Source organism: Streptomyces sp. RGM 3693 (assembly GCF_050471125.1).
In the GTDB taxonomy this organism is placed as follows: Bacteria; Actinomycetota; Actinomycetes; order Streptomycetales; family Streptomycetaceae; genus Streptomyces.
In genome coordinates this window covers 613,195-637,919 of record NZ_JBMPPQ010000003.1, presented here as the reverse complement: position 1 = coordinate 637,919, position 24,725 = coordinate 613,195, and the positions used below count along the sequence as shown (strand labels likewise).

Below are 24,725 nucleotides of genomic sequence, written 5' to 3'. Positions count from 1 at the left end.
ATCATGAGAGGTTAGGCTTACCTAAGCCGTAATGGGGGTGGGGTTACTTCTCTCTCCGTCCGGACGGATTGTCGACCACAGGCATGCGGGCTCTACGTCGTGCTGCCTCGAAGAAAAAAGGACTTGGCATGGCCATCGCTTCGCGCCGCATATCGCGCCGTCTCTTTGCCGCTTCGGCAGGGACCTCGTTGCTGTTGCTCGTCAGCGCCTGTGGCAGCGGAGAGAAGGGCGACGCCGCCGCATCGAGCGGTTCCCACGGTGCCTTCCCGGTGTCCATCAAGAGTGCGCTGGGCACGGCAAAGATCGACAAGGAGCCCAAGCGGATCGTCACCCTCGGCCAGGGATCGGCCGAGACGGCCATCGCGCTGGGCCACACGCCGGTCGGCGTGGAGGAGTACCCCTGGGGCAGTGACAAGTCCGGCTACCTTCCCTGGATCAAGGACGCGGTGAAGAAGTCCGGCGACCCGCTGCCCAAGCAGTTCAAGGGCGGCGACCAGCTCGACATCGAAGCGATCACCGAACTCGCCCCCGACGTGATCCTCGCGCCGTGGTCGGGCATCACGGCCAAGCAGTACGACATCCTCAAGGACATCGCTCCGACGGTGGCGTACCCGGACAAGGCGTGGAGCACCGACTGGGACCAGCAGATCAACATCATCGCCAAGGCCCTCGGGCAGCCGGCGAAGGGTACCGATCTGATCAAGGGCATCAAGAAGCAGCTCGCCGAGGCCGCCGCCACCCGGCCGAACTACAAGAACGTGACCTTCTCCTACATCTACACCTCCGGACCGGGCACGTTGGGCGTGTTCAGGCCCACCGAGCAGCGGGTGGAAATGGTCAAGTCGCTGGGACTCCGGGTCGACCCGGTGGTCAACACCTTCAAGGAGACCGAGGGCACCGACTCGTCGCTCATCGGCCTGGAGAACGCCGACAAGCTCAACAAGAGCGACCTGCTGTTCACCTTCTACTCCGACGCCAAGACCCGGAGCGACATCGAGAAGCAGTCGCTGTACGCCGCCATGCCCGCCATCAAGAAGGGCGCTGTCGTGGCGAGTTCGGACAACTCCTTCGTCACCGCCTCCTCCATGCTCAACCCGCTGACCGTGCCCTACAGCATCAAGCGCTACCTGCCGCTGATCGACAGTGCGGTCAAGAAGGCCGGTAAGTAACGCCGCTAGACGGGCTGGACTCATGACCTCGACCATCGACACCGAGGAGCAGCGGACGCGCGTGCGCCGGCCTGCCCGGCGCACCGCGGTGGTGTTGCTGCTGGCGCTGGCCGCCCTCGTCCTCGTCTGCCTCGCCAGCATCATGTTCGGCAGCAAGACCCTGGCCCCGGGCCAGGTCTGGGAAGCCGTCACCGGCCACGGTGACGCCTACACCCTCACCGTCGTCGAGAGCCGCTATCCGCGTACCGCACTGGGCATCGTGGTGGGCCTCGGCCTCGCCGTGGCAGGCGTCCTGATGCAGGCGGTGACCCGGAACCCGCTCGCCGAGCCGGGCCTGTTGGGCGTCAACACCGGAGCCGCGGCGAGCGTGGTGGCCGCCACCGCGTTCGTCGGCGCTTCCGGACAGACGCAGACACTGCTGTGGGCACTGCCCGGCGCCCTGCTGACCGGCTTGTTCGTCTACGTCATCGGCGCTCTGGGCAGCGGACTCAGCCCGGTCCGGCTGGTGTTGGGCGGCGCGGTGCTCACCGCCGTGCTGAGCGCCTTCATCCAAGCCGTCACCCTCAGCCGCCCGCAGGTGTTCGACAGCTACCGCTACTGGGTCGTCGGCGCCCTCGGCGGGCATGACTGGGACGCCGTACGGGGCGTGCTGCCGCTGGCCGTCGCCGGATTCGCCGTCGCCCTGTTCCTGGGCCGCGGCCTGAACGCGGTCGCCCTGGGTGAGGATTCCGCGACGGCGCTCGGCGCCCGCCCGGAGCGGGTGAAGGCCATCGCGTTGCTGACGGCCACGGTGCTGAGCGCCGCCGCCACCGCGGCCGCGGGACCGATCGCCTTCGTCGGACTCGCCGTCCCGCACCTGGCCCGCACCTTCCTGGGAGCCGACCTACGGCGACAGATCGTGCTCAGCGCCCTGCTCGGCCCCACGCTGCTGCTGGCCGCCGACGTCATCGGGAGGCTTGTGGTGCGCCCGCAGGAGCTGATGGTAGGAGTCGTCACCGCCTTCGCCGGCGCCCCCGCCCTTCTCATCGCCGTTCGCAGGATGCGAGCCACCTCATGACGCCTTCCTCCACCCTTTCCCCCTCGGCAGTCCGGCGGCCGGGCAGCCGGAAACTCCTCATCAGGTTCGGGTCGGCGGTCGCGCTGCGAGTCCCGGCCCGGATGGTCTGGGTCGGCGCAGTCCTGGTCGTGGCGATCCTGGTGGCCTGCACCGTCACCCTCACCGTGGGCCGCCTGGGCATCGCCCTGCCGGACCTGCCCGCGGCGCTGACCGGTCACGCCGTCGGCGTGGACTCCTTCGTACTGGACCGGTTGCGCGGACCGCGGCTGACGGTGGCGGTTGCCGCGGGCGCCGCCTTCGGGCTGTCCGGTGCCCTCTTCCAGTCGGTGACCCGCAATCCGCTGGGCAGCCCGGACGTCATCGGCCTCGGCCCGGGGGCCGGGGCGGGCGCCGCACTGGTCGCCTTGCTCTTCCCGGGCGTCCCGGTCGCCCTGGGCGCACTCGGTGGAGCGCTGGCGGCCATGGCGCTGGTCTACGTGTCGACCGGGAGCGGCTTCCGCAACCCCAGCCGACTGGTCATCGCGGGGATCGGCGTCTCCGCCATGGCCACCGCCTTCATCCAGTACATCGTCTACGCCATCGCACGCGACCAGGCCACCGTGTTGAGCTCGTACCTCAATGGCAGCCTCACCGCACGATCCTGGGGCGACGCGGCGACCATCGGCGTGGTGCTGCTGCTCTGCGCACCGTGCGCCGCGCTGCTGTCCCGGCCGCTGGGCCTGAGCGAGATGGGCCAGACCACGGCGGCCGCTCTGGGCGCGCGGCCGGAACGTGCCTTCACCGGCGCCGTGCTGCTGACGATCGTGCTGTCCGCCGGGGCCGTCACGTCCGCCGGCCCGATCTCGTTCATCGCGCTGACCGCACCGCAGATCGTCAAGCGGATCACCCGCGGCACCGGCCCGCACTTGGCACTCTCCGCACTCTCGGGCGCCCTGCTGCTGGTCCTCGCCGATCTGGCGGCGCAGAACGCACCGCTCTTCGACAAACTGCCCGTCGGCATCTGGACGATGGCCCTGGGCGGCGCGTACCTGGGATACCTGCTCCTACGGGAGTGGCGCCGCGGCGCCCTGTGACGCGACGTTGGCCGGCGCCTCCCGCCCCGCGACCGACGAATAAACCCCTCCTCACCAGCGCCAACCACGCACTGTTGGCCGACGGCCGCGAGGCCGTCGCGTGCCGAGGGGAGAAATCGGTCGCCGGGCGGGCCGCGCGTTGTTAGCTTGCCGCCGTGGACCTCTTCGCACGCTCATGGACGGCGTTGCGCACGGCCGTCGCCGAACTCCCGGACGAGGACTTCGCACGCCCCTCCGGCTGTACCGGCTGGCTCGTACGGGACCTGGTGAGCCACCTGATCATCGACGCCCAGGACGTCCTGATCACCCTTGTGACGCCCGCCGAAACGGAACCCACGCGCAACGCGGTGACCTACTGGGACGTCGCCGCAACGCCGCCGACCGGCGCCGACCCGCACCTCCGGGTCAGCACCCAGGACGACCGAAGCGGAAAAGGCCGACCTGTCCGACCTGTCTGACCCGTCCGAACCAGGCCGCCTGGCCGCGAAACTCCCGCTCGTCCTCGGCTGATCCGCCACGACGACGCTCCCGGCAATCCCCTGGGCGTGACGTTGCGTCAGGTGGGTACGAGATCAGCATGCCGGGGTGGGCCCGCGGCGGCGGTCAACCTCGCGGCCCGCCCCGGCCCGACAGCTCCGACCGGACCGGGCGCGGTGCCGAGGGGGTGTTCCCTCGGCACCGTCGCGTTCGGTCAGTTCTTGACCGGGTTGACGGACATCAGTCCGCTGAAGAACGTGACGGGCACGGTGTCCGTCTTGTTGGTGGTCGTCCCGGTGCTGGTCGAGGACGTTTCGGACGAGCTGAGCCCCGCGCCGAACGAAATGACCTTGTCGAAGCTGGCATTGATCTGGCCCGACACCACCTTCTCAAGGCCCTGCTGCCGGATCTGCTGCTCGCTCAGCGTCACCGAGGTGAATTTGACGTCCCGTTGGATCGAGAAGACATGACTGCGCTGTTTGGGATCCAGGCCGGGGAGCGTCAGTTTGCCGACCAGATGCGTGGTGATCAGGATCCCGGGAGGCGTCCCGGTGGTGGCCGGGTTGCCCGCCATGGCGGAGGAGTAGATCGAGGGGTAGGCCACCCAGTGGGTGGACGAGCCTTCGACCACGATGTCCAGCGGCTTGTCGGGGGCGACCCGGCCGTTGAGGATGACGCTGGGCGCCGCGGGCACCACGTTGTCCTGGCTGAGCACCGGCTTGTTGTCCTGGAAGATCGCGATGGCGAACGTGCCGCGCTCCCAGTCCGCCTCGCTGGGGCCGAAACTGACCGGGGCGAAGCTGAACACGAACGACCGGTTGTCCGAGCCGATCGGCACGGGTGGCCGGGGAGTGGGGTGGGGCGTCGGCACAGGCGGCTTCGGCGCGCCCGCGCCGCCGTCGCCGGAACCGGTGTGCGTACCGGGCCCGGGGGTACCGGGGGTGCCGCCCGGGTCGGGGGGTGTTCCGCCGGTCGCCGGGGGCGTGGTGCCGCCGGTGCCGGTGCCCCCGCCCGTCGGGCCGCCACCCGGGGTCCCGGTGCCGCCGCCGGACGGAGCGCCGGGGCCGGTTCCCGTGCCGGGAGCGCCCGTTCCCGCGCCGCCGCCCGGTCCGGTGCCCGGCGTCGAGCCGGTGCCGGGCGTGGTGGGCGTGCCGGGGTTCTTGCCCGCGAGCCCGGCCGCGTTGCTCGCGAGCGAGGTCAGTAGTGCGGCGATCTCCTTCTGCATCGACTCGTCGCGGAAGATGTCGCCCTTGCCGAGGAGTTGCAGGGCGGCAGCCATGCCCACGGGGTCGGGAGCCTGCGGCGGCTGGACGATGGTCACCGCCGAGGCGGGCAGCCCCGACGGCGTCGTGGAGACGACCACCTCCCGGCTCGCGGTGGACACCGGAGCGATCTGCGGTGCACTGTCCGGGTCGGGCGACTTCTGCCAGTCCCAGAACCGGGTGTTGTCGATGACCTCCGCGGAGTTGCAGTGGCCGAGTTTGGCCTCGGCGAAGATCCCGCGGGTGGGCAGGCTGATCAACTGCTCGCTGCGGGCGGGGTCCACCTTGGGAAGGCGTACCTGCCCCTCTCCCGCGTTGTCGAACAGGGTGGGGTCGAGCGGGAAGGCGGTGGAGTCCCCGAGCACTTCCAGGGCGCGGTTCTCGATGGCTTGGAACAGCGGGCGGGTGGTGCCGCCGACGGTGAGACTGGCGCCCGCCAGTTCCGTCCACCGGGCGTTGGGGTCCTCGCCGAGCCGGATCAGCCGGTAGTAGTGCTCGCGGTTTTGTACCAGGTGTCTGCGCAGCCGGATCCGCAGCAGGTTCTCCTCATCGCTCAGGCGTTGGAACGGGCTCGGTGCGGGTGCGGGTTCCGGTGCCTGTCGGACCGCCAGTGCCCAGGTCGTGGACGGTTTCTGGAACAGTTTGCCGCTGGGCTCGTCGACCAGGAGGTGGGTGTTGCCGGCGGTGTCCACGGCCGTGACGACCAGGTGTTCCACGGCGACGTCGTCGTTCCTCCCTTCGGTGTGGGGTGGCACGAGGGTCACCGAAATCGTGCGCAGATCCCGCCAGTTGACGCGTTCGTCGGACCGGGGCACACCGGCGAGATCGACCAGGGAGTGGGTGTGCTGGAAGTCCCCGGGATTCTGCAGGTGGATCGGATCGGGGTCCCAGTCACTGTGCTGCGGACGGACCAGATTGGTGACCCGCTGGCCGCCGTCCGGCGCTCGCTGGGTCAGGGTGACCGTGGTGGGCACCCGGTCCTGGAAGCTGGAGAGGTCACCGATGGTGAAGCGGAACTGGAAGAGGATGAACTCGACGCTGCCCGGGTCGGGCGGCACCGGCACCTCGGGCTGGAGTTCCTGCCAGGCGGCGTACTTCTCCACCGCGTCGAATCCGCCGGCCAGTTGCGGGTCGAGCAGCCCGGCCTGCAACAGGCGGCGGTAGCGGACGATGACCAGCTCGTTGTCGAGGTTGGGGGACATGGCGGGCAGCAGGACGGCCGGACGTACCGTGCCGCGCTCCACGAGTACCCGGAAGTGCCGCAGCACCTCGTAGTAGAGCAGGGTCATCGCATGTGCGTGGTTGTGGTTGCGCACGGTCCGGGTCTGCGCGGTGGAGCTCTCCGCCTGGCGGGACTGCACGACCACCGTGCTGCGCATGTCGCGTACGGAGGTGGAGTGCTGGCGGATCTGGTCGTGCAGGTTCTGCACGGTGTCCGCCGAGACACTGCGGTCGCCGGTCGTCGTGGCGTAGCCGCCGCCGATCGCGGCGGAACCGCCGAACATGCCCATCGACGCCGCGCCCGCCACGCCGGCCATCACCGAGCCGCCGCGCTGCCACTCGTTGACGGCGCCCTTGACCACCTCGTCGACCGTCCGGTCGCGGGTGAGGGCGTGTTCCAAGTCATCGGTGAGGGCGATGTCCTCCAGCCGGCTGTCGGTCGACGTGCGCGCCCAGTCGACGACCGCGAGCTGCACCTGCTCGCCCGGTGCCAGCGGGAGGCTGTAGGTGACTTGGCCCAGCCCGTGCCCGACCGGGATCCAGGTGACGTCGTAGCTGATGACCAGGGCGATCGGCACCGGGAAGCCGGCGGGGCCTTCGGAGGTGCCGTCCCCGGTCGGCGCCGCGTACTGAGCGCCGTAGTCCAGTCTCGCCAGGAGATGCGGGACGGTCACGAGCTGGTGCACCTGGTACTGCTGGGTGGCCACATTGGACGGCAGCAGGGTCTCGCAGCCGTCCTGCCCGATGAGTTCGGCCGGTACGTACGCGAAGGACGCCGGCGAGAGGTACCAGTCGAGGAGCGAGGGCGACTGCATCGCGGGGAAGCCGTTGGCGGAGCCGGTGAAGACGCCGCCACGGTCCACGCCGAGCCGCAGGACCAGTGCCTGGGCCCGTTCGTCGGCCTCGGCCAGGACGTCCACCGCGCTCTGGAGCGGACCGCCCAGGTACAGCCACACGTGGGTGAGCCGTACCTCGGCGGTGGAGCCGTCGGGCCGCTCGGCCAGTTGCAGGACCTGCCGCCACAGCGGCGCCAGGTCCCAGGAGAGGTACCCGGCGTGGTCACTGCCGAGCAGCCCCAGCGGGAGGCGGACCGAATTCCCGGTGGGGGCCGCGGCCCCCACCTCACCGCCGGATCCCTTTTCGGAGACGGTCAGTTGGGCTTCGAGGAAGGCCAGCGCCCCGGAGACGGGGCCGCCGGTCGTGTTGTCGGAGAGAAACACACAGCAGCGGGCCGGGCTGCTGGTGTCGTCGGTCGGAAGTGCGATGCCCATGGTTCCCCCCATCGACGTCGCGCCTGAACAAAAGGGGCCGTAACGGCAGAAGGTCAGGCGACGAGAGGAAGGTAACGTAAGGAGGCTCGATCGACTCTCGAACTTCTTGTGGAGCATTTGGAGAGGGCGTGCAGGCCGTGACCGGGCTGCACCTTCCTCCCGCCGTGCGGCCTCGCCGCCCGGTCAGTGGGCGGAGTTCCGGGCGACTGACGCCGGAGCGTTCTTCGCGGTTGCCGGGCGTGTGCCGGTGGTGGGGGACCGTAGCACGGCAGCGGCGAGGACGAGAGCGAGGGCGACGAGGCCCGCGCCCACGCGGAAGGCGAGTTGGTAACCACCCGTGAGCGCCGTGGCGGTGCTCGTCCTGTCGGCCAGCAGCGCACTCGTATGCGAGGTGGCGAGCGTGCTGAGGGCCGCCAGGCCGAAGGCGCTGCCGATCTGCTGCATGGTGTTGAACATGCCGGAGGCGATCCCCGACTCCTGGGGAGTGGCTGCCGACATCGCGAGCGTGGCCAGCGACGGCATCGCCAGGCCGAAGCCGCAGCCGAGCGGCAGCAGCGCGGGGAGGACGTCCGTGAGGTAGCCCCCGCCTGCCGGGACGCGGCCGAGTACGGCGAGCCCCGCCGTGATGAGCGCGAGCCCGGGAAGCAGTACGGCACGCGGGCCGAAGCGTGCGATCAGCGCGGGTGAGACGCCGAGGGACAGCGCGCCGATCGCGACCGAGACCGGAAAGATGCCCAGACCCGTCTGGAACTCGCCGAAGCCGAGCACCTTCTGCAGGTAGAGCACGCACAGGAATTGGAAGCTGAACATTCCGGCCACCATGAGGGCCTGGACACCCATCGCCCCTGAGACATTGCGCGAGCGGAACACGCGGAGCGGCAGGAGCGGGTTGGCCGCCTTCGCCTGGCGGACGACGAAGGCGAGGAACAGGACGAGCGCCCCGGCGCCGAAGCCCAGCGTGTGCGCGGAAGTCCAACCGTGGTGGGCGGTCTCGACGATCGTGTAGACGCCGAGCATCAGCGCCGACGTGACCAGGAGCGCGCCCACGATGTCGGTTCCCCTCCCCAGGCCGATGCCGCGCTCGGAGCCGAGCATGCGCCTGGCCGACAGCACGGCCACGATGCCGATCGGGACGTTCACGAAGAAGATCCAGTGCCAGCTGAGGGTCTGCGTCAGGGCACCGCCCGCGAGGAGGCCGAGAGAGACGCCGGCGGACTGGACGAAGCCGTAGACGCCGATGGCCTTCGCCCGCTCCTTCGGCTCCGGGAACCGGGTCACGACCATGCCGAGCGTGACGGCGGAGGTCACCGCGCCGCCGATGCCTTGGAGGAACCGGGAGGCGAGCAGCATCGCCGGCGTTTGGGACACACCGCACAGCCCGCTCACCGAAGTCCTCGACCACGTCGCGGGGAAGTGGAGCATCGGAATCCTCGTCGCCGCCGCACACGGACCGGTCCGATTCAGCGAGTTGGAACGCACCAGCGCCGGCATCAGCCGACGCATGCTCACCTTGAACCTGCGCAAGTTGGAACGCGACGGTCTCCTCATCCGGACCGTCTACCCCACCGTGCCGCCGAAGGTGGAATACCGCCTCACGCCCATGGCCCGCGAGCTGCACGCGACCCTGTCCGGGCTCGTTGGCTGGGCGGAGCGCCACCGGTCCGACATCGCCACCGCCCGCGCCGAATACGACGCCGCCGCGGCATCGACCACCTGACTCCCGCAGGGCGAAGCTTCCTGGCTTCCTGCTGTTGTTCGGGTCGCCGGGCCCCGGTCGTCCAAAAGTGGGGACCGGCGGGTCCGGGCAGCGGCCTCGCCCACGGGATCGGGGATGGGGACATGCCAGGAGAGACCTCGCGCATTGGCCGGTCCGATGGCCATGGAGCCTCGCCCGCCCTCGCCCTCAGGGCCTCACATGCCGACCGGGACCGTACGGTGGACGTGTTGCGCCTCGCCGGGGGAGACGGCCGACTGGCCGCCGCCGAGCTGGACGAGCGTCTGGAACTCGCCCTGACCGCGCCCACGCTCGGTGAGCTGGCCGAGCTCACGGCCGATCTGCCAGTCGTGGCAGGGGTGTCCCATGGCGTCACGGTGGAGGCCAAGGAGGTGATCCGGGTCGACCAGCAGGGCGGTTCGTTTCGTCGCGACGGCCGTTGGGTGGTTCCACGCCGGGTGGAACTCCAGTCATCCTGGGCGGACGTGACGCTCGACTTGACCGAAGCGGTGATCACCCAAGACACCCTGCACATCGCCATGGCCATGTGCGGCGGAACCCTGCGCCTGGTGACGGGGCCGGGCGTCGTCGTGAACACCGATGCCCCCTCGGTGAGTTACGGCAAGGTCAAGGTCGCCCCGGCGGCCGAAGTCGGGGTGCCGATCACCCTTCAAGTGGAGCTGGTCGGCAGCATCGCCCATGGCCGGGTCGTGGCCCAGCTCCCGCGGCGGACGTTCCGACAGTGGCTGCACCGCGGGCCCGCTTGAGTGGGGCCTCTTCGATCGGGCGGGGCGTTGCGCCGTCGTGCTGAGGGGGGATCAGATCGGACCGCCGGCGAGCGGGCGGTGTCGGGGCCCCGCTGCCGGTGAGCAACAACCGACGGTCCCTGCGGGGCCGTTCCCTCGGCTCAGGGGTCGAGAAATCTTGCCGATCTGGAAATCTTGCCGCGGCGGCAAGATTTGCCCTACGCTGCTCATATGGCACCTTCAGATGACGGCCCCACGACCAGACAGCCCGGACTCCGCGAGCGCAAGAAGAGGGAGACCCGGGTCGCGCTGAGCCAGGCGGCGATCCGGCTCTGCGTCCTCCATGGTTGGGACGAGGTGACGATCGAGCAGATCGCCGCCGAAGCCAACGTCTCCGTCCGCACCTTCCGCAACTACTTCGCGGGCAAAGCCGAGGCGATCGCAGCCAGTCACCTGGAGCGGATGCACCGGGTCGCCGACGACCTCCTCGCCCGCCCCGCCGGCGAACCACTCTGGGACTCGCTGCTCCACGCCGTCCTGGGTCAGTTCGCACCCACCGACAACTCCCCGCCGCACCATGCGCGTTGGCGCGAGGGGGTGCGGCTGATGCTGGCCGAACCGGCACTGGCCGGTGAGATCGTCAAGGCCAACGCCGCCGCCCAACAGGAGTTGGCCAAGGCCGTCGCGCAGCGCACCGGCACCGACGCCGAACGCGACGTCTACCCGAAGCTGGTCGCGGCCGTGGTCGCGGCCGGCAGCGGAGTGGCCGTCGAGCACAGCCTGCGCGCCGACGAACCCGAACCGCTCGGCGCGGTCCTGGCCCGGGTCTTCGAGCAGCTCGCCGCCGGCCTGCCCGTCCCGTAGCGAAGAGCGGCGATCAACTCGCCGCCGGTGCCGCCCCTTTCCCGTTCGCACCAAGGAGACGTGACTGTGATATCCGACGTGATCATCGTGGGCGGCGGTCCGAACGGGCTGATGCTGGCCTGCGAACTCAGCCTGGCCGGCATCCGCCCGACCGTACTGGAGCAGCTCCCGCAGCCCAGTACCGAACCCAAGGCCAACGGCCTGCTCGGCCAGGTGGTACGCCTGGCCGACCACCGCGGCCTGCACGAACCGCTCAGCGGCAGCCCGGAGCCCCCGCAGCCCAACTCCGCCTACTTCATGTTCGCCGCGATGGGCCTCAACCTCGGCCTACTGGACGCCAGTCCGATCTTCGCCCTGGCCGCCCCGCAGCACCGCATCGTCGAGGTCCTGGAGGAGCGCGCCCGCGCACTCGGCGTCGACCTGCGGCGCGGACACCGGGTCAGCGCCGTCGCCCAGGACGCGGACGCCGTCACCCTCGACGTCACCAGTCCCGACGGCGACCAGCAACTCCGCGCCCGCTACGTGGTCGGCGCGGACGGCGCGCGCAGCGTGATCCGCAAGCTCTCCGGGATCGGGTTCCCCGGCGTCAGCTACGACCGCCGCACCAACCGCACCGCCCACGCCACCGTCCCGGCCGACTGGGTCGACCCGGTCAACGGCGCCCTCACCATTCCCGGCCACGGTCCGGTCCTGCCCTTCCTGCCCCACCGCACCGACCAAGGCGGCTTCTCCTACGCACCGTTCCCCGGCCAGCCGCCGCTGGTCAGCACCACCGAGTGGGACCAGCCCGCGACGGACGAGCCGATGAGCCTGGCCGAGATGGAGTCGAGCATTCGTCGGGTCCTCGGCGTCGACCTGCCGCTCGGCCCACCGGACGGCACGGGCCCGCACGTACTGCGGCGGCTGAACGGAGGCAACACCCGGGTCGCCGACCGGTTCCGCGACCGCCGGGTCTTTCTGGTCGGCGACGCCGCCCACGTCTATGCCTCCGGTGGCGGCCCCGGACTGAACCTCGGCCTCCAGGACGCCGCCAACCTCGGCTGGAAGCTCGCCGCCGCGCTGCGCGACACGGCCCCGCCCGGACTGCTCGACAGCTACGGCGCCGAGCGACGCCAGGCCGCCCGCCGCATGGTGCTCAACGCCGAGGCGCAGTCGGCGCTCACCGCACCGGGGAGCGACACCACCGCCCTGCGCGAACTCTTCACCGAACTGCTCACCCGCAAGGAGGTCGTCCAGCGCCTCGCCGACCTCACCGCGGGCACCGACGTGCGCTACGAGATGGGCCTCACCGACCCGCACCCCGCAGTCGGCTACTTCGCTCCGGAGCTGGAGCTGATCACGGGGGAGGGGAAGGTGCGGATCGCCGAACTTGCCAGAACCGCCCGGCCGTTGCTGATCGACCTGACCGAAGACCGGTCGCTGGCAGCGGCACTCGCGGAAGAACAGAACGCCATCGACGTCGTCATCGCGCGGGGCGACGCGGCCGACCTCACCGGCCTGCTGATCCGTCCCGACGGCTACGTGGCCTGGGCCTGCGGCTCAACCCACCCGGACCCGGGCGAGCTGACCGCCCTGCGGGCCGCCGCGGAGCGCTGGTTCGGAGCCTGAGCGGCCGTCGCGCTATACGGCGATCTCCCCGCGACACAGTCGTCACATAACGGGCATGAGTCGGTGGCGGCGACCGTTGCACGTACACCACGGTTACCCTCCGGCCTCACGACACCGCCCAGCGCCTCCCCGCACCGGCCCCCCTCTGTGACTGGCATCACAGTCATCGGCTGTCACGATTGCTGTACCTGCGTTGTCCTCAAGGCGTGAGAACGATCCGATCGGAGGTGGTGGCGTTGGCGCGGGTGGTGGTTGTCGGCGCGGGCTACGCAGGCGTGATGGCCGCGAATCGACTGGCGGCCGCGGGACGGTCGGAGGTGAGCGTGACGGTGGTCAACCCTCGGCCGGAGTTCGTGGAACGTGTCCGGTTGCACGAGCACGCAGCGGGGGCGTCGAACGCGGTGCGGCCGCTGAGCGGTCTGCTGCACCGCGACGTGCGAGCGCGAATAGCCACGGTGGACGCGATTGCCGAGCGATCGGTGCAGCTCGATGACGGTGGCGCAGTCGACTTCGACTATCTGCTGTACGCGGTGGGGAGCACGTCGGCCCGAGGCTTGGCCGGATCCGAGAACGCGTGGAGTATCGCCGACCTCGATGGTGCCGAGGCGTTGCGCACGCGTCTGCGGCAACTGCCTGCGGGGGCACGCGTCGTGGTGATCGGCGGCGGCCTGACCGGGGTCGAGAGTGCCGCCGAAATCGCGTACCGGTACCCGTCGTTGAAGGTCGAGTTGGTCGCGCAGACGGTCGCCGCGCGGCTGCCCGAGTCGAGCCGAGCGAACATGGCAGGCAAGCTCGCCAACGCTGGTGTCGTACTGCGTATCGGACTGCGGGTCACCGGAATCCGCCCGGACGGCGTCGAGACCGACGCCGGATGGCTGCCCAGCGACTGTACGGTGTGGGCGGGCTCGTTCGACGTGCCGGACCTGGCACTGCGCAGCGGTCTGCCGGTGACCTCCGACGGCCGACTCCGCACCGACGATGCCTTGGTGTGCGTGCACCATCGAAGGATCGTCGGGGCCGGCGACGCTGTCGCACCACCTGGGCATGTCGGGGCCCACCTGCGGATGAGCTGTCAAGCAGCGATGCCCATGGGTGCCCACGGCGCCGACACGGTACTCGCGTTGATACGGGGTGAACGACCGGCGCCAGCGTCGATCGGCATGGCCGGACAGGCAATCAGCCTCGGTCGACGCGACGGGTTCATCCAGGCCACACACAGGGACGACACCCCGCGGGGATTCGCGGTGTCCGGGCGGGTGGCAGCGTTGGTCAAAGAGCGAGTGTGCCGCTACACCGTCACCTCGATGCGCTTCCCGCGCGCCTACCGGTGGCTTCCTGGCCCGACCTCGACCACGACCGCGACCCCGCCCCCGACCCCGCCCCTGACATCGACATCGACATCGACAACGCCCTCGACCTCGACAACGCCCGCGCCGCCCCGGGCCGCGGCCCGATGAGCGAGATGCGTTCCGGTGGGAAGGCGGGCCCGTGGCCCGACCTGACCGGCACCACACCCCCCCCATCATGGAAGTGAAAGGAGCATCATCATGAAGGCCATCATCGTGTGCACCTCGGTGTCTCACGGCAACACCAAGAGGATCGCCGACGTCATGGGCCAGGCGCTGGACGCCCCCGTCGTCGCCCCTGAACAGGTCGACATCGCAGAGCTCTCCACCTGCGACCTGGTGGGATTCGGCTCGGGGATCTTCACAGGGAACTTCCATCCACGGCTGCGCCAATTCGTCCAGTCGCTCCCGAACGGGGAGCAACAAGGGAGGCAACGAAGGGCGTTCGTCTTCGCCACCAGCGGTCTGCCCGAAGTGCGGTTCCGGCCGTTCACCCGCCCCCTTGTGCGGCTCCTCGGCCAGAAGGGCTTCCAGACGGCCGACACCTTCTCGTGCCGTGGGTTCGACACCTGGCTGCCGTTCAAGCTCGTCGGCGGCATCAACAGGGCACGGCCCAACGCCACCGACCTGGAGGCGGCGCGCACGTTCGCCGAAGGGCTACGCGCTCGGCTTGGTGCGGTGTCCTGACCGGACACTGGTTGTCTCGCCTGGTGACACCGCGACACCGCGACGCGTACGGCCCCGATCACGCCCCTCGCAGGCAGCGCCGTGGTGGCCGAGGCGGCCGGCCGGCTTCGAACCGGTGCGACCTCAGAGATCGGCGCGTGCCTCGAAGAGGCGGCGCAGGTGGGCCAGGCTCTGCTCGGCCAACGGGCGAAGTGTCGGGGCAGCGGCGTGGGCAGCGGCTCGAAGTGCGTCCACCGCGTCGGGGCCGAGAGCATCTGCGGCCTCGGTGGCGAAAGCGGGTTCGGCTAGCCAGGCGTCCTGGAGGTCAGGCGTGACTTCCAGGTGGAACTGGAGCCCCCAGGCGGCGGGGCCGGCCCGGAACGCCTGGCACTCGGTCGTCTCGGTACGTGCCAGCACGCGGGTACCCGGGGCGGGGACGATGCGATCGCCGTGCCAGTGGAGCACGGCGGGCGCGTCGGCCAGCGGGCCGACGACCGGATCGTCACGGTCCACGTCGCGCAAGGGAGCCCAACCGATCTCGCTCGTCCGCCCGAGCTCGGCACCGGTCCGTACGGTCAAGCCCTGGGCGCGGGCGAGAAGTTGCGCACCCAGGCACACACCCAACGTCGGAACCCCGTACCGCAACGCGTCGGCCAGGAGGTCACGCTCCACCTTGAGCGCCGGATGGTCCGCCAGGGCGTCGGCATTCATGGGGCCGCCCATCACGACCAGCCCAGCCAAGTCCGAAACCGGCGGCAGATCGTCCGTCGTGGCCCCCGGCGTGGCGATGAGGTTGCGGATCTCCACATCCAGGCCGCTGCCCTGCAGAGCGTCGAGGATCAGGCCAGGCTTTTCCACCTCGACATGCTGAAGGAACAGGACGGTGCGCGCGGACATGACGAGCTCTCCTGGGAGGAAGTGAGGAGTGAGGTGTGAGGAGTGAGGAGTGAGGAGGGGAAGAAGAGTCATTCCACCCTAACGTGCCTGATCAGAGCGGGGCCGGACAGGCAAGGGTCAGCGCAGGACCACACCTGATCCGCCGCCAGGCACCCGGCGCGCCCGGTGGATCAGGGGCGAACGCGACCTAGGGACGCATCACTCCCCACCACAGTGCCCACGGAACGAACCCGACCGTCGCGAGCGCGGCCGGTGCCAGTCGGAGCCACACCGCCTGGCCCCAGTCACGGTGCCGTCGCCGAACGGTGACCACCGTGCCGCCTGCTGACACGAGAACGGCGATCGCGAGCATCTGTACCACCAGCCAGGCCACCGGGCGCCCCCATACGACGGGCGCCGCGGCTGCGTCCCCTGCCGCGAAGACCGCGAGTGGGTACAGTACTGCGCTCGCCACGGTGAGCAGGCCCAGTCCGGATAGCCAGCGAACGGCGGGCACGGCGGGGCCCCGGCGCAGGACGGCACTCAGGGGGTAGGCGGCGAAGCCGGCGAGAAGCAGGGCGGGGGCGAGCCATGCGCCCCAGGCACGGCCCGGGACCGGGACGCTGGATGTGGCTTGCGGTGGGGCGGGGGCGGTGCTGGACGTGGGCGGGTGGCCGGCCCCGACGGCCCGGACCCAGGAGGACACGGTCTGGACGTAGTCGGGTGCCAGCTCTCCCAGTGGTTTGCCGTGGAAGAGGGGGCCGCCGATGCGGTCGAAGCCGTCCGTCGTCAGGTGCCCGTTGTGCGCAGCGTCGGGCAAGAAGCGGATGACGGTGTGCTTGTTGCCTGCCTGATCGAGGGCTTGCCGGAAGATCCGCGCGCTTTCCTGGGGCGGTACCTGGGTGTCGCGTTCGCCCCACAGTGCCAGTACCGGGATGCGGTGCAGGCGGCTCAGTGCCTGCGAGGGGTCGTAGTCCGCCGTAGGGAACAGGCCGGTGGAGTCGACGAGTTGCGCCGCCGGTCCGGAGATGACGCCGGCAAAGGACCCGCCGATGCCCCGGTGCTTCAGATGGGTGGTGAGATCCCATGTCTGGGTGCGCAGCGGGGGATGGCCGGAGGCGGCCATGGTGATCAAGAAGGCGACGTCGGAGGAGCGTGCCGCGGCCAGGGGCGCCACCCAGCCGCCCTCGCTGAATCCCCACAGCCCAACCTGGTGCGGATCGACGCCCTTGTGTCCGCGCAACAGGCGTAACCCGGCGAGTGCATCGTCGGCCAACAACCCGAAGTCGCGGTGGGTCCGGGAGTACTCCACCGTCCGCTTGTCGTAGACGAGGGTGGTGATCCCGGCGCGGGCGAATGCCTCGGCCTCCTGCCGGTACTCCTCCCGGGGGCCGGGTCCCGAGCCGCCGATGAGCACGATGCCTGGGCGAGTGCCCGGCGCGCCTGGGGCGGCCAGAACGGTGCCGTGCAGGATGAGGCCGCCACCGCCACGGAAGGAAACGTCCTGGCGGACCAAGCCCGCGCTCGACGGCTCGGCGCGGGCCCCGGGCGCGGCGAACAGCACGGCAATCGCCATGCAGACGAGAACCAGGCAGAGGCGTATGAGCGGTTTGCCGGAGAGTTGCACGGCGTGCGGTTCCTTCCCTGGAGAGGCGCGCTGAAGCGGTCAGTTGACTTCGGGGATGCCGAGCAGGCGGACGAGTACGGCGCGTGCTTCAGGTGCATCGGGTGCGGTCTCGCCCTCAGGCGGGGAGTAGCGGTAGACGAGCGCGATGTACTCCTCGAAGAACGCCCGGAGTTGGGCGGGGCTGAGCCGCAGCGTGGCCCGCGAGAACAGTGCCGCGTCGGCCCATGGCCCGAGCGTGTCGCGCGCGTCCTCGAACCGGCGGGCCTGCTCGACGAGTTCCGCGAGATTGAGCCGGTGCATCTCCGTCAAGGCTTCCCGCATCTCGGGTGTCTGGCGGCTGTACGGTGGATACCGCCGGTCACCCGGCACCGCCCGCCACCACCGCTCCCGCCCCTTGGCCAGCTCCGGAACCTCTTCCACGAAGCCGTGCTTGGCCATCTGCCTGAGGTGATAACTGACGAGACCGGTGCTCTCGCCGAGCTGGCGCGCGAGCCCGGCCGAGTTGCCCGGCCCCTTGCGCAGACACTGCTCGATCTTCTGCCGCATCGGATGCGCCAGGACGCGCAGCGCCTCGACATCAGTGATCTCCTGCGCGGGCGGTTGTTCAACTGCGGGCGGTTGGTCGGCCATGGGAGGAGGTTAGAAGTTACAAAGGGTCTTTGCAAGGGGATTTTGCAACTCGCCGCCACCAGGGCGGGGCGGGGGAGTCACACTTCCAAGGCCACCAGCCCGAACGCGTCGACCAACCCGAGGCCGACTCCTTACGATTCCCATGAGCCGGGCTACGAACGCACAACGGCCGAATGGGCCGCACGAGACCCCCTCGCGCAGCCCATTGCCTTGGCTACGTCGCCTTGGCTACGGCCTCTTGATCGCCAATCAATGGTGACGTGCCGTCATCTGCGAAAGAACGTCGGCCACTTGGGAATGGCCATGGTGCCGAGCCCACCGTTCCCGTTCGGCAACCACGTCCACGTACTGTTGTCGCAGTGCGCTCAGCGGCACCTTGCCGCGTGCTTCGACGGTGCCTTCCCCCGTATCGGAGAGCTGTTGGGCGCGGTCACAGATCGCCAGGACCTCGACCTCGTCCCGATCGTTCGCGGGGTGGGGAGTCAGCTTCACGTAGTAGGGCCCGTCGAAGAAGTAGACCTCTCCGACCTCGCCCGATGCGGCACTGTCGAGGGCCTCGCGCATCGACCCGAGAACCGATACCGGCGAGTCGGTCCAGTGGGCCCCTGGGAAATCCACTCCCGCGAGCGTGAACCAGATCTCCCCTGAGACCGCCTGCGGCGCTTCCCGCGACACCTCCCATTCCGCTACGGAGATCGTCAGACCGCCCACCTCAATCACTCCAGGGTTGCAGCGGGTAGATGGACCTCATGACGCCGCCGCCTCGGGGGATCTGGAACTGAACCAACTTGCCCTCCACCGTGGCCACCGCCTGGATCATCCCGGTCTGGCGGTCGTATCCGATCACCCTCGGATTGTTCCGCAGCGCCTGCTGGGCGATCTGCTCAAGCCGGGTGTCCGTCACCTTCGCCGGCCACAGGTCCTTCTGGGGCGTCACGCCCTTCCCGCCGGGAACGTGGTTGTTCCGCACGTGAGCGGTGTCCAGGCCCTCGTACTGCCTGGGAATGTTGACTCCCTTCAGGCTCTTGGCGTCGCGCTTCATCGCGCAGTTGTGCACCAAGACCGGAATGTCGCCGGCCAGAACATAGTAGGTGTGGACGCCGTCGACGCTGAGGTTGTACGTGCGGACGGCGGCGCGGTACGCGTGTACCGCCCGAACGGTCGCCACCGCCTGGCCCGTGGTCTGGACGCGGTCGCCGGGCTTGAGGTCGGCCGCCTTGGTCCAGTTCGAGGTGGTGACGTCGTAGAACAGGTGGTGCGCAGTCGAGTGGACCGTTCCGAGGCCCCGTGGGCCGGCGACGGTGAGCTTGACGAAGTCGCGGTCGTCGTCGGTGACCACGACCGCGGTGACGGTGTGCTGCTGAACGGCACTGCTGCCCGGGGTGGAATTGCCGATCCGGTCTCCGACCCGGAGGTTCTGGATGGGCTCCGTGCCGGCGCCGGCCATCAGGACCGGGGTGCCCGCCACGAAGCTGTCCTGTGCGCAGTCCGGGTTGGGACCCGCGTTCTCCTTGGCGGCCTCGACTGCCTTGTTCCGCTGGGCCTGTTGGGCCTTGACCTTCTGGGCGATCTCGGCCTGGGCGATGGCCTGGGCCGTGATCTGGACCTGTGCCTGGAAGTTGAGCGTGTAGGGGATACGGACGGGCCGTCGTGTCGCCCGGGCCTGGGCATCCGCCTCCCGCTGCTTCTCTGCCTTGATCTGCTGGACGACGGGGGCGGTCCCCGCGGCCACGCAACTCATCGTCCCGCTGCCGTTGATGGGCAGCGAGGCGCTCTGTGTGCAACCCCCGCCGGACTGGCCGTTGACGCTCACCTGGGCCGTCATGGAGGCGTTGACCGTCCCGGACAGCTTGGCGCCTGGGGCGGCCGTCGTCGCGGTGACGACGTTCTCCGTGACGGTGCAGGACTCCGAGCAGTTCAGATTGCCGGTCTGGTTGAAGTTGAACCTGATACCGAGGTCAACGGCATTGCCGAGGGTCTTGGTCTGGTCGATGAGATCGTCGTACGCCTTGCCGACGTCCTCGGGAGACATTGGCGTGAAGTCGACGTTGCCCAGGTCGGCCTGTGGGGAGGAAACGGCGTGGGTGAAACCGGCCGGGCGCACGGCGGCGGAAGCCAGAGCCGTACGCGTCGGGCCACCGGACGACGAGCCCCTGGCTCTGGCGTTACCGGACGCCAACCGCACCACCTGGTAGGGCGGGGCGGCCGAGACGGACAGCACGCCTTGCGGTGTCGTGACGGACAACGCCTTCTTCCCGCCACCTCCGGCAGCGTCGGCTTTCGGGAAGTCCGTGGCCTGGTCCAGCCCGGCCCACAACTGTGCCGCGAAGGCTGCGGGCGAGCGCGGTACGCTCGACAACGCGGAGGTCAGGTGCTTCTCACCGGTGACCCACTTGCCCTCCAACGTGGCGGCCGAGACCCCGCTCGGCAGGTCGGTCAACATGTCCTTCGGAGGCTTGACGTACGTCTTGCCGTCGACCGTCAGGACGGCGATGCGGCGTCCGGCGACCGTGATCGTGCCGCGCGCCTCGTTTCCGTCGGTGACGGTCAGATCCCACGTCGTGCCGTCGGGGGCGGAGCCGGTGTAGTGCGCCGCGGGCTCACGGGCCAGGTTGTACACCGCGAGGTAGAACGGGGTGCGGTTCCCATCCGTGTCCTCAGGGTTGGCCGGCCGTATCGAGCGCCACAGCAACGTGCCGGCGACGATCGCGAGCACCAGCCCGCACACCCCGACGGCCAGCACCCAAGGCCGCCTCCACCAGCTCTTCCTCGGCGGCGGGGGCGGTGGACCCACCGCTGCCTGACCCCATCCGAGATATCCCGCCGACGTCATCGGGTCGTGCGGATGCCCTCCGCCTAGCGCCTCACTCATGCCTGGACTCCCCCGTAAATGTCCGACCTGTGGTCGTGAGCGATAGGACGTCAGTTTCATTACGCAATTCCGCCTGTCAACCACCCGAGTTCGGCATGGGCGAGTATCGGACAGCGGCCCGCGCACACGATCGCCCATCGCCCATCGCCCATTGCCCATTGCCCATTGCCCATTGCCCTCGCCTCTCGCTGCGGAGGCATGCCTGGCGCAGCCTGCCGCCGAGGGCCGAAGCGAGGCCGAGGCGGTCAAGGCGCTGCTCGCCCACCGCTGCGAGGCGCTCATCCTGCTCGGCCCCGACGCGGAGCCCACCTACCTCGACGCACTCGGACAGCGCACCGTCCCCGCGTCGGTCGGCCACCGGGTGCCGCAGGCCCGGGTGGACTGCCCGCAGGGTGCCGAGGGCAAGGGCATGCGCCAGGCGATGGACCACCTGGTGGAACTGGGGCACCGTCGGATCGTGCACATCGAAGGCGGCCAGGGCCCCGGGGCATCCGAACGCAGGCGTTCCCACCGGGCAGCGATGCGCCGGTACGGCCTGGAGGCGGAGCTCCGGGTGATCCCCGGCACGCACACCGAGCACTCGGGCATCGAGACCGGCCGGCTGCTCCTGGCCGGGCGGGACCGGGGCCCGCCTCCACCGACGGCCGTCCTCGCCGGCAACAACCGTTGCGCCAGGGGCCTGTTGACGGCCCTCGCGCGAGGGGGCATCGAGGTCCCGCGGGACCGGTACATCATCGGCTACGACGACAGCCGCCTCTCCCCTCTGATGCCAATCGGCCTCACCACGGTGCGCCAGGACGCACTGGCTTCGTGTGCCGTGGACCATCCTGCCGACCCCGACAGTTCGCACGCGCTCGCGACAGCCGCCACTCGCCGCACCGAATGGCTGCACGTCTACCGCGACACCTGGGGCTTCGTCTCCCTGATCCTGGCTCAGACCCCCGACCACGCGTGAACCGACCCCGACCCAGACCCCGACGCCCACCTCCGGCCGACCAGTCGACCGGCCCACACCCGCCGCGCAGCCTGGGCACACGGTCTCATGGGACCGGGCTTCCCAGGCTGCGTGCGCGGCTGGGTCTGCGGCGAGGCGGCCGTGTTCACGCGACAGTGGACGTCGTTGGACGTCGTTGGTGTGGGGGAGGCGTCCTGGGCTACCGGCGTTCAGCGATCAAGTGGAGCAGGGCCGCCACCCGCCGGTAGGGGTCGGTGCGGCCGGCGCGTTCCTCGCAGCGAAGAACGGCGTCGAGCGTCGCTGCGTCCGGCAGCGCCGCATCCGACGCGGCCGTGTCGGTGAACACCCGCACCCCGTACCACTGGCGCACGCTCATCTCACGCCGGGCCAACGCCGTGGTGAGGTCTTCCAGGCGATCGGCACGGGCCTGCACGCCGATCCGATTGAGGTAGGAGTGCCCCTCGAACGCCTTCTCGGCCTTGTCCCAGTCGGCCAGCAGCCCCGGGCGCATGGCCAGGGCATCGCCGTTGCGTACCAACAGGGAGACGATTCCGCGCGGCGCCAGGACCTGCCCGACGGCGTCCAACAGGGGGCCGGGATCCGGGAAATACATCAACACGCCCTGGCACAGCACCACGCCAAAACTCGACGGCGCGAACGTGTCGGCCAACTGCTCGGCGTCGCCTCGGACCAGCCGCACCCGTGTGCCGACCTCCGCCGGTTCCGCGGCCAGCGAGGCGCGAAAGTCGTCAAGAAGCCGGGCCGAGGCGTCCAGCCCGGTGACCATGTGCCCTCGCCGGGCCAAGCGCAGGGCCTGTGTGCCCTGACCGCAACCGACGTCGAGCACCCGTCGGGGCGGCAAGTCCGGCAGGTGGGCCGCGAGTTGGCGCGAGACCACCTCCTGGCGTACGACCTGCCGCAGTGTCCCCAAACGGGCCCGCCACTGCTCCTGCCCTGCCGAGAAGCCCATCTCCACGTTGCCTCCTCCATCGCCCGGTCGATGCGGAGCTTAGAGCTCGCGCGGACAGGCGTGGAAGAACAGGCACAGGTCTCCCGGTGATCGCAGAGCGTCGCGTTGGGCTGGCGGCAGTGGTCGTCTCGACTGGCTGTGTCCGACTGGAGGCTCTTCCCGAACGTCGCCGCATCGTGGTCGTACTCCAGAGAGTTGACCATCCCGCCGCAGCATTGTCATCATTGATGACAGTGCTGATGAATTCGAGGGTGGGGCGGATATGGCTATGGGCAAGACCCGGGCGGTGCGGTTGTCACCGGAGCTGATCGTGGAGGCGGCCGTGCGGATCGCGGCGCGGGCGGAGCCGGACGGGCTGACCGGACGGGCTCTGGGAGAGGAACTGGGCGTGGATCGGTCGGCGGTGTGGCGGCATTTCGCGGACCGGGACGCGCTGCTACTGGCTGTGGGTGACCGGCTGTTGGCCATGGCCGTGGAGCGGGTGCCCGACGATCTGGGGCCACGGGAGACGCTGCAGGAGCTGGCCCGCTCCCTGGTGGAGGTCTTCGAGGCGCACCCGTACGTCGGTGCGGCCGTCGCGTGCCGGACCACCCGCGGCCCGGGGGAGTTCGCCGCGATCGAGTCGATGCTCGCGGCGCTGGGGAAGATCGGTCTGGACCAGGGCAGTGCGGCCCGGTACCAACGGATGCTTGCCGACACCGTGCTGGCATACGCCGGCATGCGTGCCGGGTATGCGGCGCTCCCGCAGGAGGTTCGGGCCGCTGACGAGCGTGCCTGGGCCGGGGCGTACGCCACCATCTCCCCCGAGCGCTATCCGGCCATCACCACGCACCTGCCGCAACTGGCCGCGCAGGACGACGAGGCCGTCTTCCAGACACTGATGGAGGCGTTCTGGCTGGCCGTCGACGCAACCGCCCGCACTCCCAAGGGCGACGCCGATGCCTGACCAACTCCCTGCCGAGGAGGCCGCCGACGAGGCTGTCGATGCGGACCGGTCCGCCCCGCAGGGCGGCGGCCCCGAGCCAGTCACTCATCCCCGGCCTGCTTCCTCCGCCGATCCCGCCACCCGGGCAGCCGCGCCGACCGACCGCACCCCTGCCACCTCGCGGTCCGGGAGACCGCGGGCACGGCGCGCACTACGACGCACCCTGATCGCGCTGCCGGTGGTGCTGGGCGTGCTGGTGGCCGGCTCCTACACGGCCACCGAGCTGCTCGACATTCCCTCCCCGCCCACGCTGGCCAAACTGCTGACCACCGAGCCCTCGCAGCAGGGCAACCTGTTCGCCACCCGCACCATCCCCGCCGCGTCCACACCGGCGCCCCTGGCCGTCCACGACGAGCCGCTTCCCGCCACCGTGCCGTGGAAGGGTGAGCGGGTGCCGACCGGGCAGTTCCTGGCCACCACACACACCAACGCCTTCCTCGTCCTCAAGAACGGCCGACTGACCCACCAGTGGTACCGCGACGGGGTGGGCCCCACCACCCGCCTGTCCTCCTGGTCGGCCGCCAAGTCGGTGGTGTCCCTGCTCGCCGGCCAGGCCATCGAGCAGGGCAGACTCCGGGAGGACGACCGACTGATCGACATCCTGCCCCAGCTCAGGAACGGCGGAGCCTACGACACCATCACGGTGCGCGACCTTCTGGACATGACCTCGGGTGTGGACGTCCCGGAGAACTACAACGAGTACTACCCGTTGACAGGCACCGCCCGGATGTACCTCACCCGCGACCTGCCCGCCTTCGCACACGACCATCGCGACCTGCAGTTCCCGCCGGGCAGCCAAGGCGCCTACCGCAGCATCGACACCGAACTCCTCGGACAGGTCCTGGCCAAGGTCCAAGGCCGACCGCTGGCCGACCTCCTGGCGGACAACATCTGGGCACCGATGGGAGCCCAGGACAGCGCCACCTGGAACCTCGACCACGACAACGGCAGCGAGAAAGCGTTCTGCTGCATCAACGCCAGTCCCCGCGACTACGCCAAGCTCGGCCAGCTCGTCCTGAACAACGGCCATGCCCAGGGCAAACAGATCGTCCCCCTGGCATGGATCAAACGCATCGCCACCCCGGCACCCCACAAAGTCGACGGCTGGGGCTACTCCGCGCAGTGGTGGCATCCCCCCGGCGGCAACGGCAAGGACTACTCCGCCCTCGGCGTATACGGGCAGTACATCTACATCGACCCCGTAAGCCGGACCGTCGTGGTGAAACTCAGCGACTACGGGGACCAGCAAGACGAACAGGAGACCTTCGACGCCCTACGCGCCATCGCCCAAACCAGCTGACCTGCGCCTGCCTTGCCACCACGGGCACCCCCGCAC

The 24,725-nt window shown here is 69.9% G+C and carries 19 protein-coding genes and 2 pseudogenes; 13 read left to right on the top strand and 8 right to left on the bottom strand.

Translation table 11 applies throughout. The features are described 5' to 3' along the window. Window positions 1-128 precede the first annotated feature (128 nt). The 4 genes and pseudogenes from ACO0M4_RS31550 to ACO0M4_RS31535 form a co-directional block, all read left to right on the top strand. Complete coding sequence (locus ACO0M4_RS31550) at window positions 129-1,169, top strand: iron-siderophore ABC transporter substrate-binding protein (RefSeq protein ID WP_430374486.1); 1,041 nt, start codon at window positions 129-131, stop codon at window positions 1,167-1,169. A gap of 22 nt (window positions 1,170-1,191) precedes the next feature. Then, complete coding sequence (locus tag ACO0M4_RS31545) at window positions 1,192-2,226, top strand: FecCD family ABC transporter permease (RefSeq protein WP_430374485.1); 1,035 nt, start codon at window positions 1,192-1,194, stop codon at window positions 2,224-2,226. Then, complete coding sequence (locus ACO0M4_RS31540) at window positions 2,223-3,299, top strand: FecCD family ABC transporter permease (RefSeq protein WP_430374484.1); 1,077 nt, start codon at window positions 2,223-2,225, stop codon at window positions 3,297-3,299. Before ACO0M4_RS31545 ends, ACO0M4_RS31540 begins: the two co-directional genes overlap by 4 nt. Before the next feature lie 155 nt (window positions 3,300-3,454). Then, window positions 3,455-3,694 (top strand): annotated as a pseudogene (locus ACO0M4_RS31535) (maleylpyruvate isomerase N-terminal domain-containing protein); the annotation flags it as partial. 296 nt (window positions 3,695-3,990) lie between these two features. On the opposite strand, the gene ACO0M4_RS31530 reads toward ACO0M4_RS31535, so the two are convergent. Continuing rightward, a complete protein-coding gene (locus ACO0M4_RS31530) occupies window positions 3,991-7,530 on the bottom strand; it encodes a hypothetical protein (RefSeq protein ID WP_430374483.1) in 3,540 nt (1,179 codons plus the stop codon). A gap of 183 nt (window positions 7,531-7,713) precedes the next feature. Next, window positions 7,714-8,922 (bottom strand): annotated as a pseudogene (locus tag ACO0M4_RS31525) (MFS transporter); the annotation flags it as partial. Here ACO0M4_RS31525 and ACO0M4_RS31520 point away from each other — a divergent pair. From ACO0M4_RS31520 to ACO0M4_RS31495, 6 genes are all read left to right on the top strand, one after another. Further along, window positions 8,849-9,247: a winged helix-turn-helix transcriptional regulator gene (locus tag ACO0M4_RS31520; protein WP_430374482.1), complete on the top strand. Its 399-nt coding sequence runs from the start codon at window positions 8,849-8,851 to the stop codon at window positions 9,245-9,247. The pseudogene ACO0M4_RS31525 and the gene ACO0M4_RS31520 overlap by 74 nt on opposite strands. 122 nt (window positions 9,248-9,369) lie before the next feature. Continuing rightward, the gene (locus ACO0M4_RS31515) at window positions 9,370-10,011 is read left to right on the top strand and encodes a DUF1707 SHOCT-like domain-containing protein (protein WP_430374481.1); all 642 of its coding nucleotides are present in this window, start codon (window positions 9,370-9,372) and stop codon (window positions 10,009-10,011) included. A gap of 210 nt (window positions 10,012-10,221) precedes the next feature. After that, window positions 10,222-10,854, top strand: coding sequence for a TetR family transcriptional regulator (locus tag ACO0M4_RS31510; protein ID WP_430374480.1), 633 nt, complete (start codon window positions 10,222-10,224; stop codon window positions 10,852-10,854). A 60-nt stretch (window positions 10,855-10,914) separates the two neighbouring features. Next, the gene (locus ACO0M4_RS31505; protein WP_430374479.1) at window positions 10,915-12,462 is read left to right on the top strand and encodes an FAD-dependent monooxygenase; all 1,548 of its coding nucleotides are present in this window, start codon (window positions 10,915-10,917) and stop codon (window positions 12,460-12,462) included. A 206-nt stretch (window positions 12,463-12,668) separates the two neighbouring features. Next, on the top strand, window positions 12,669-13,919 hold the full coding sequence (locus ACO0M4_RS31500; protein ID WP_430374478.1) for an NAD(P)/FAD-dependent oxidoreductase: 1,251 nt from the start codon (window positions 12,669-12,671) through the stop codon (window positions 13,917-13,919). A gap of 90 nt (window positions 13,920-14,009) precedes the next feature. Then, complete coding sequence (locus tag ACO0M4_RS31495) at window positions 14,010-14,495, top strand: flavodoxin family protein (RefSeq protein WP_430374477.1); 486 nt, start codon at window positions 14,010-14,012, stop codon at window positions 14,493-14,495. 123 nt (window positions 14,496-14,618) lie between these two features. Here the strand turns inward: ACO0M4_RS31495 and ACO0M4_RS31490 are convergent, their stop codons facing one another. The 5 genes from ACO0M4_RS31490 to ACO0M4_RS31470 all read right to left on the bottom strand — a co-directional run bounded on the left by ACO0M4_RS31490 (window position 14,619) and on the right by ACO0M4_RS31470 (window position 20,350). Beyond that, the gene (locus ACO0M4_RS31490; RefSeq protein ID WP_430374476.1) at window positions 14,619-15,371 is read right to left on the bottom strand and encodes a type 1 glutamine amidotransferase; all 753 of its coding nucleotides are present in this window, start codon (window positions 15,369-15,371) and stop codon (window positions 14,619-14,621) included. A gap of 187 nt (window positions 15,372-15,558) precedes the next feature. Further along, window positions 15,559-16,977: an alpha/beta hydrolase family protein gene (locus tag ACO0M4_RS31485; RefSeq protein ID WP_430374475.1), complete on the bottom strand. Its 1,419-nt coding sequence runs from the start codon at window positions 16,975-16,977 to the stop codon at window positions 15,559-15,561. Between the two features lie 39 nt (window positions 16,978-17,016). Continuing rightward, entirely contained in the window at window positions 17,017-17,607 is a 591-nt protein-coding gene (locus ACO0M4_RS31480) for a helix-turn-helix domain-containing protein (RefSeq protein ID WP_430374474.1), read from the bottom strand. 249 nt (window positions 17,608-17,856) lie between these two features. Continuing rightward, window positions 17,857-18,318, bottom strand: coding sequence for a hypothetical protein (locus tag ACO0M4_RS31475; protein WP_430374473.1), 462 nt, complete (start codon window positions 18,316-18,318; stop codon window positions 17,857-17,859). Window position 18,319: 1 nt separating this feature from the next. Then, window positions 18,320-20,350, bottom strand: a complete 2,031-nt coding sequence (locus tag ACO0M4_RS31470; RefSeq protein ID WP_430374472.1) for a polymorphic toxin-type HINT domain-containing protein — start codon at window positions 20,348-20,350, stop codon at window positions 18,320-18,322. A 301-nt stretch (window positions 20,351-20,651) separates the two neighbouring features. On the opposite strand from ACO0M4_RS31470, the gene ACO0M4_RS31465 reads away from it, so the two are divergent. Then, complete coding sequence (locus ACO0M4_RS31465; protein ID WP_430374471.1) at window positions 20,652-21,434, top strand: substrate-binding domain-containing protein; 783 nt, start codon at window positions 20,652-20,654, stop codon at window positions 21,432-21,434. Between the two features lie 199 nt (window positions 21,435-21,633). On the opposite strand, the gene ACO0M4_RS31460 is transcribed toward ACO0M4_RS31465, so the two are convergent. Then, window positions 21,634-22,404, bottom strand: coding sequence for a class I SAM-dependent methyltransferase (locus tag ACO0M4_RS31460; protein WP_430374470.1), 771 nt, complete (start codon window positions 22,402-22,404; stop codon window positions 21,634-21,636). Window positions 22,405-22,666: 262 nt separating this feature from the next. Here ACO0M4_RS31460 and ACO0M4_RS31455 point away from each other — a divergent pair, with 262 nt between their 5' ends. Continuing rightward, complete coding sequence (locus ACO0M4_RS31455; protein ID WP_430374469.1) at window positions 22,667-23,350, top strand: TetR/AcrR family transcriptional regulator; 684 nt, start codon at window positions 22,667-22,669, stop codon at window positions 23,348-23,350. Next, on the top strand, window positions 23,343-24,689 hold the full coding sequence (locus ACO0M4_RS31450; RefSeq protein ID WP_430374468.1) for a serine hydrolase: 1,347 nt from the start codon (window positions 23,343-23,345) through the stop codon (window positions 24,687-24,689). The genes ACO0M4_RS31455 and ACO0M4_RS31450 overlap by 8 nt, the downstream gene beginning before the upstream one ends. Window positions 24,690-24,725 lie beyond the last annotated feature (36 nt).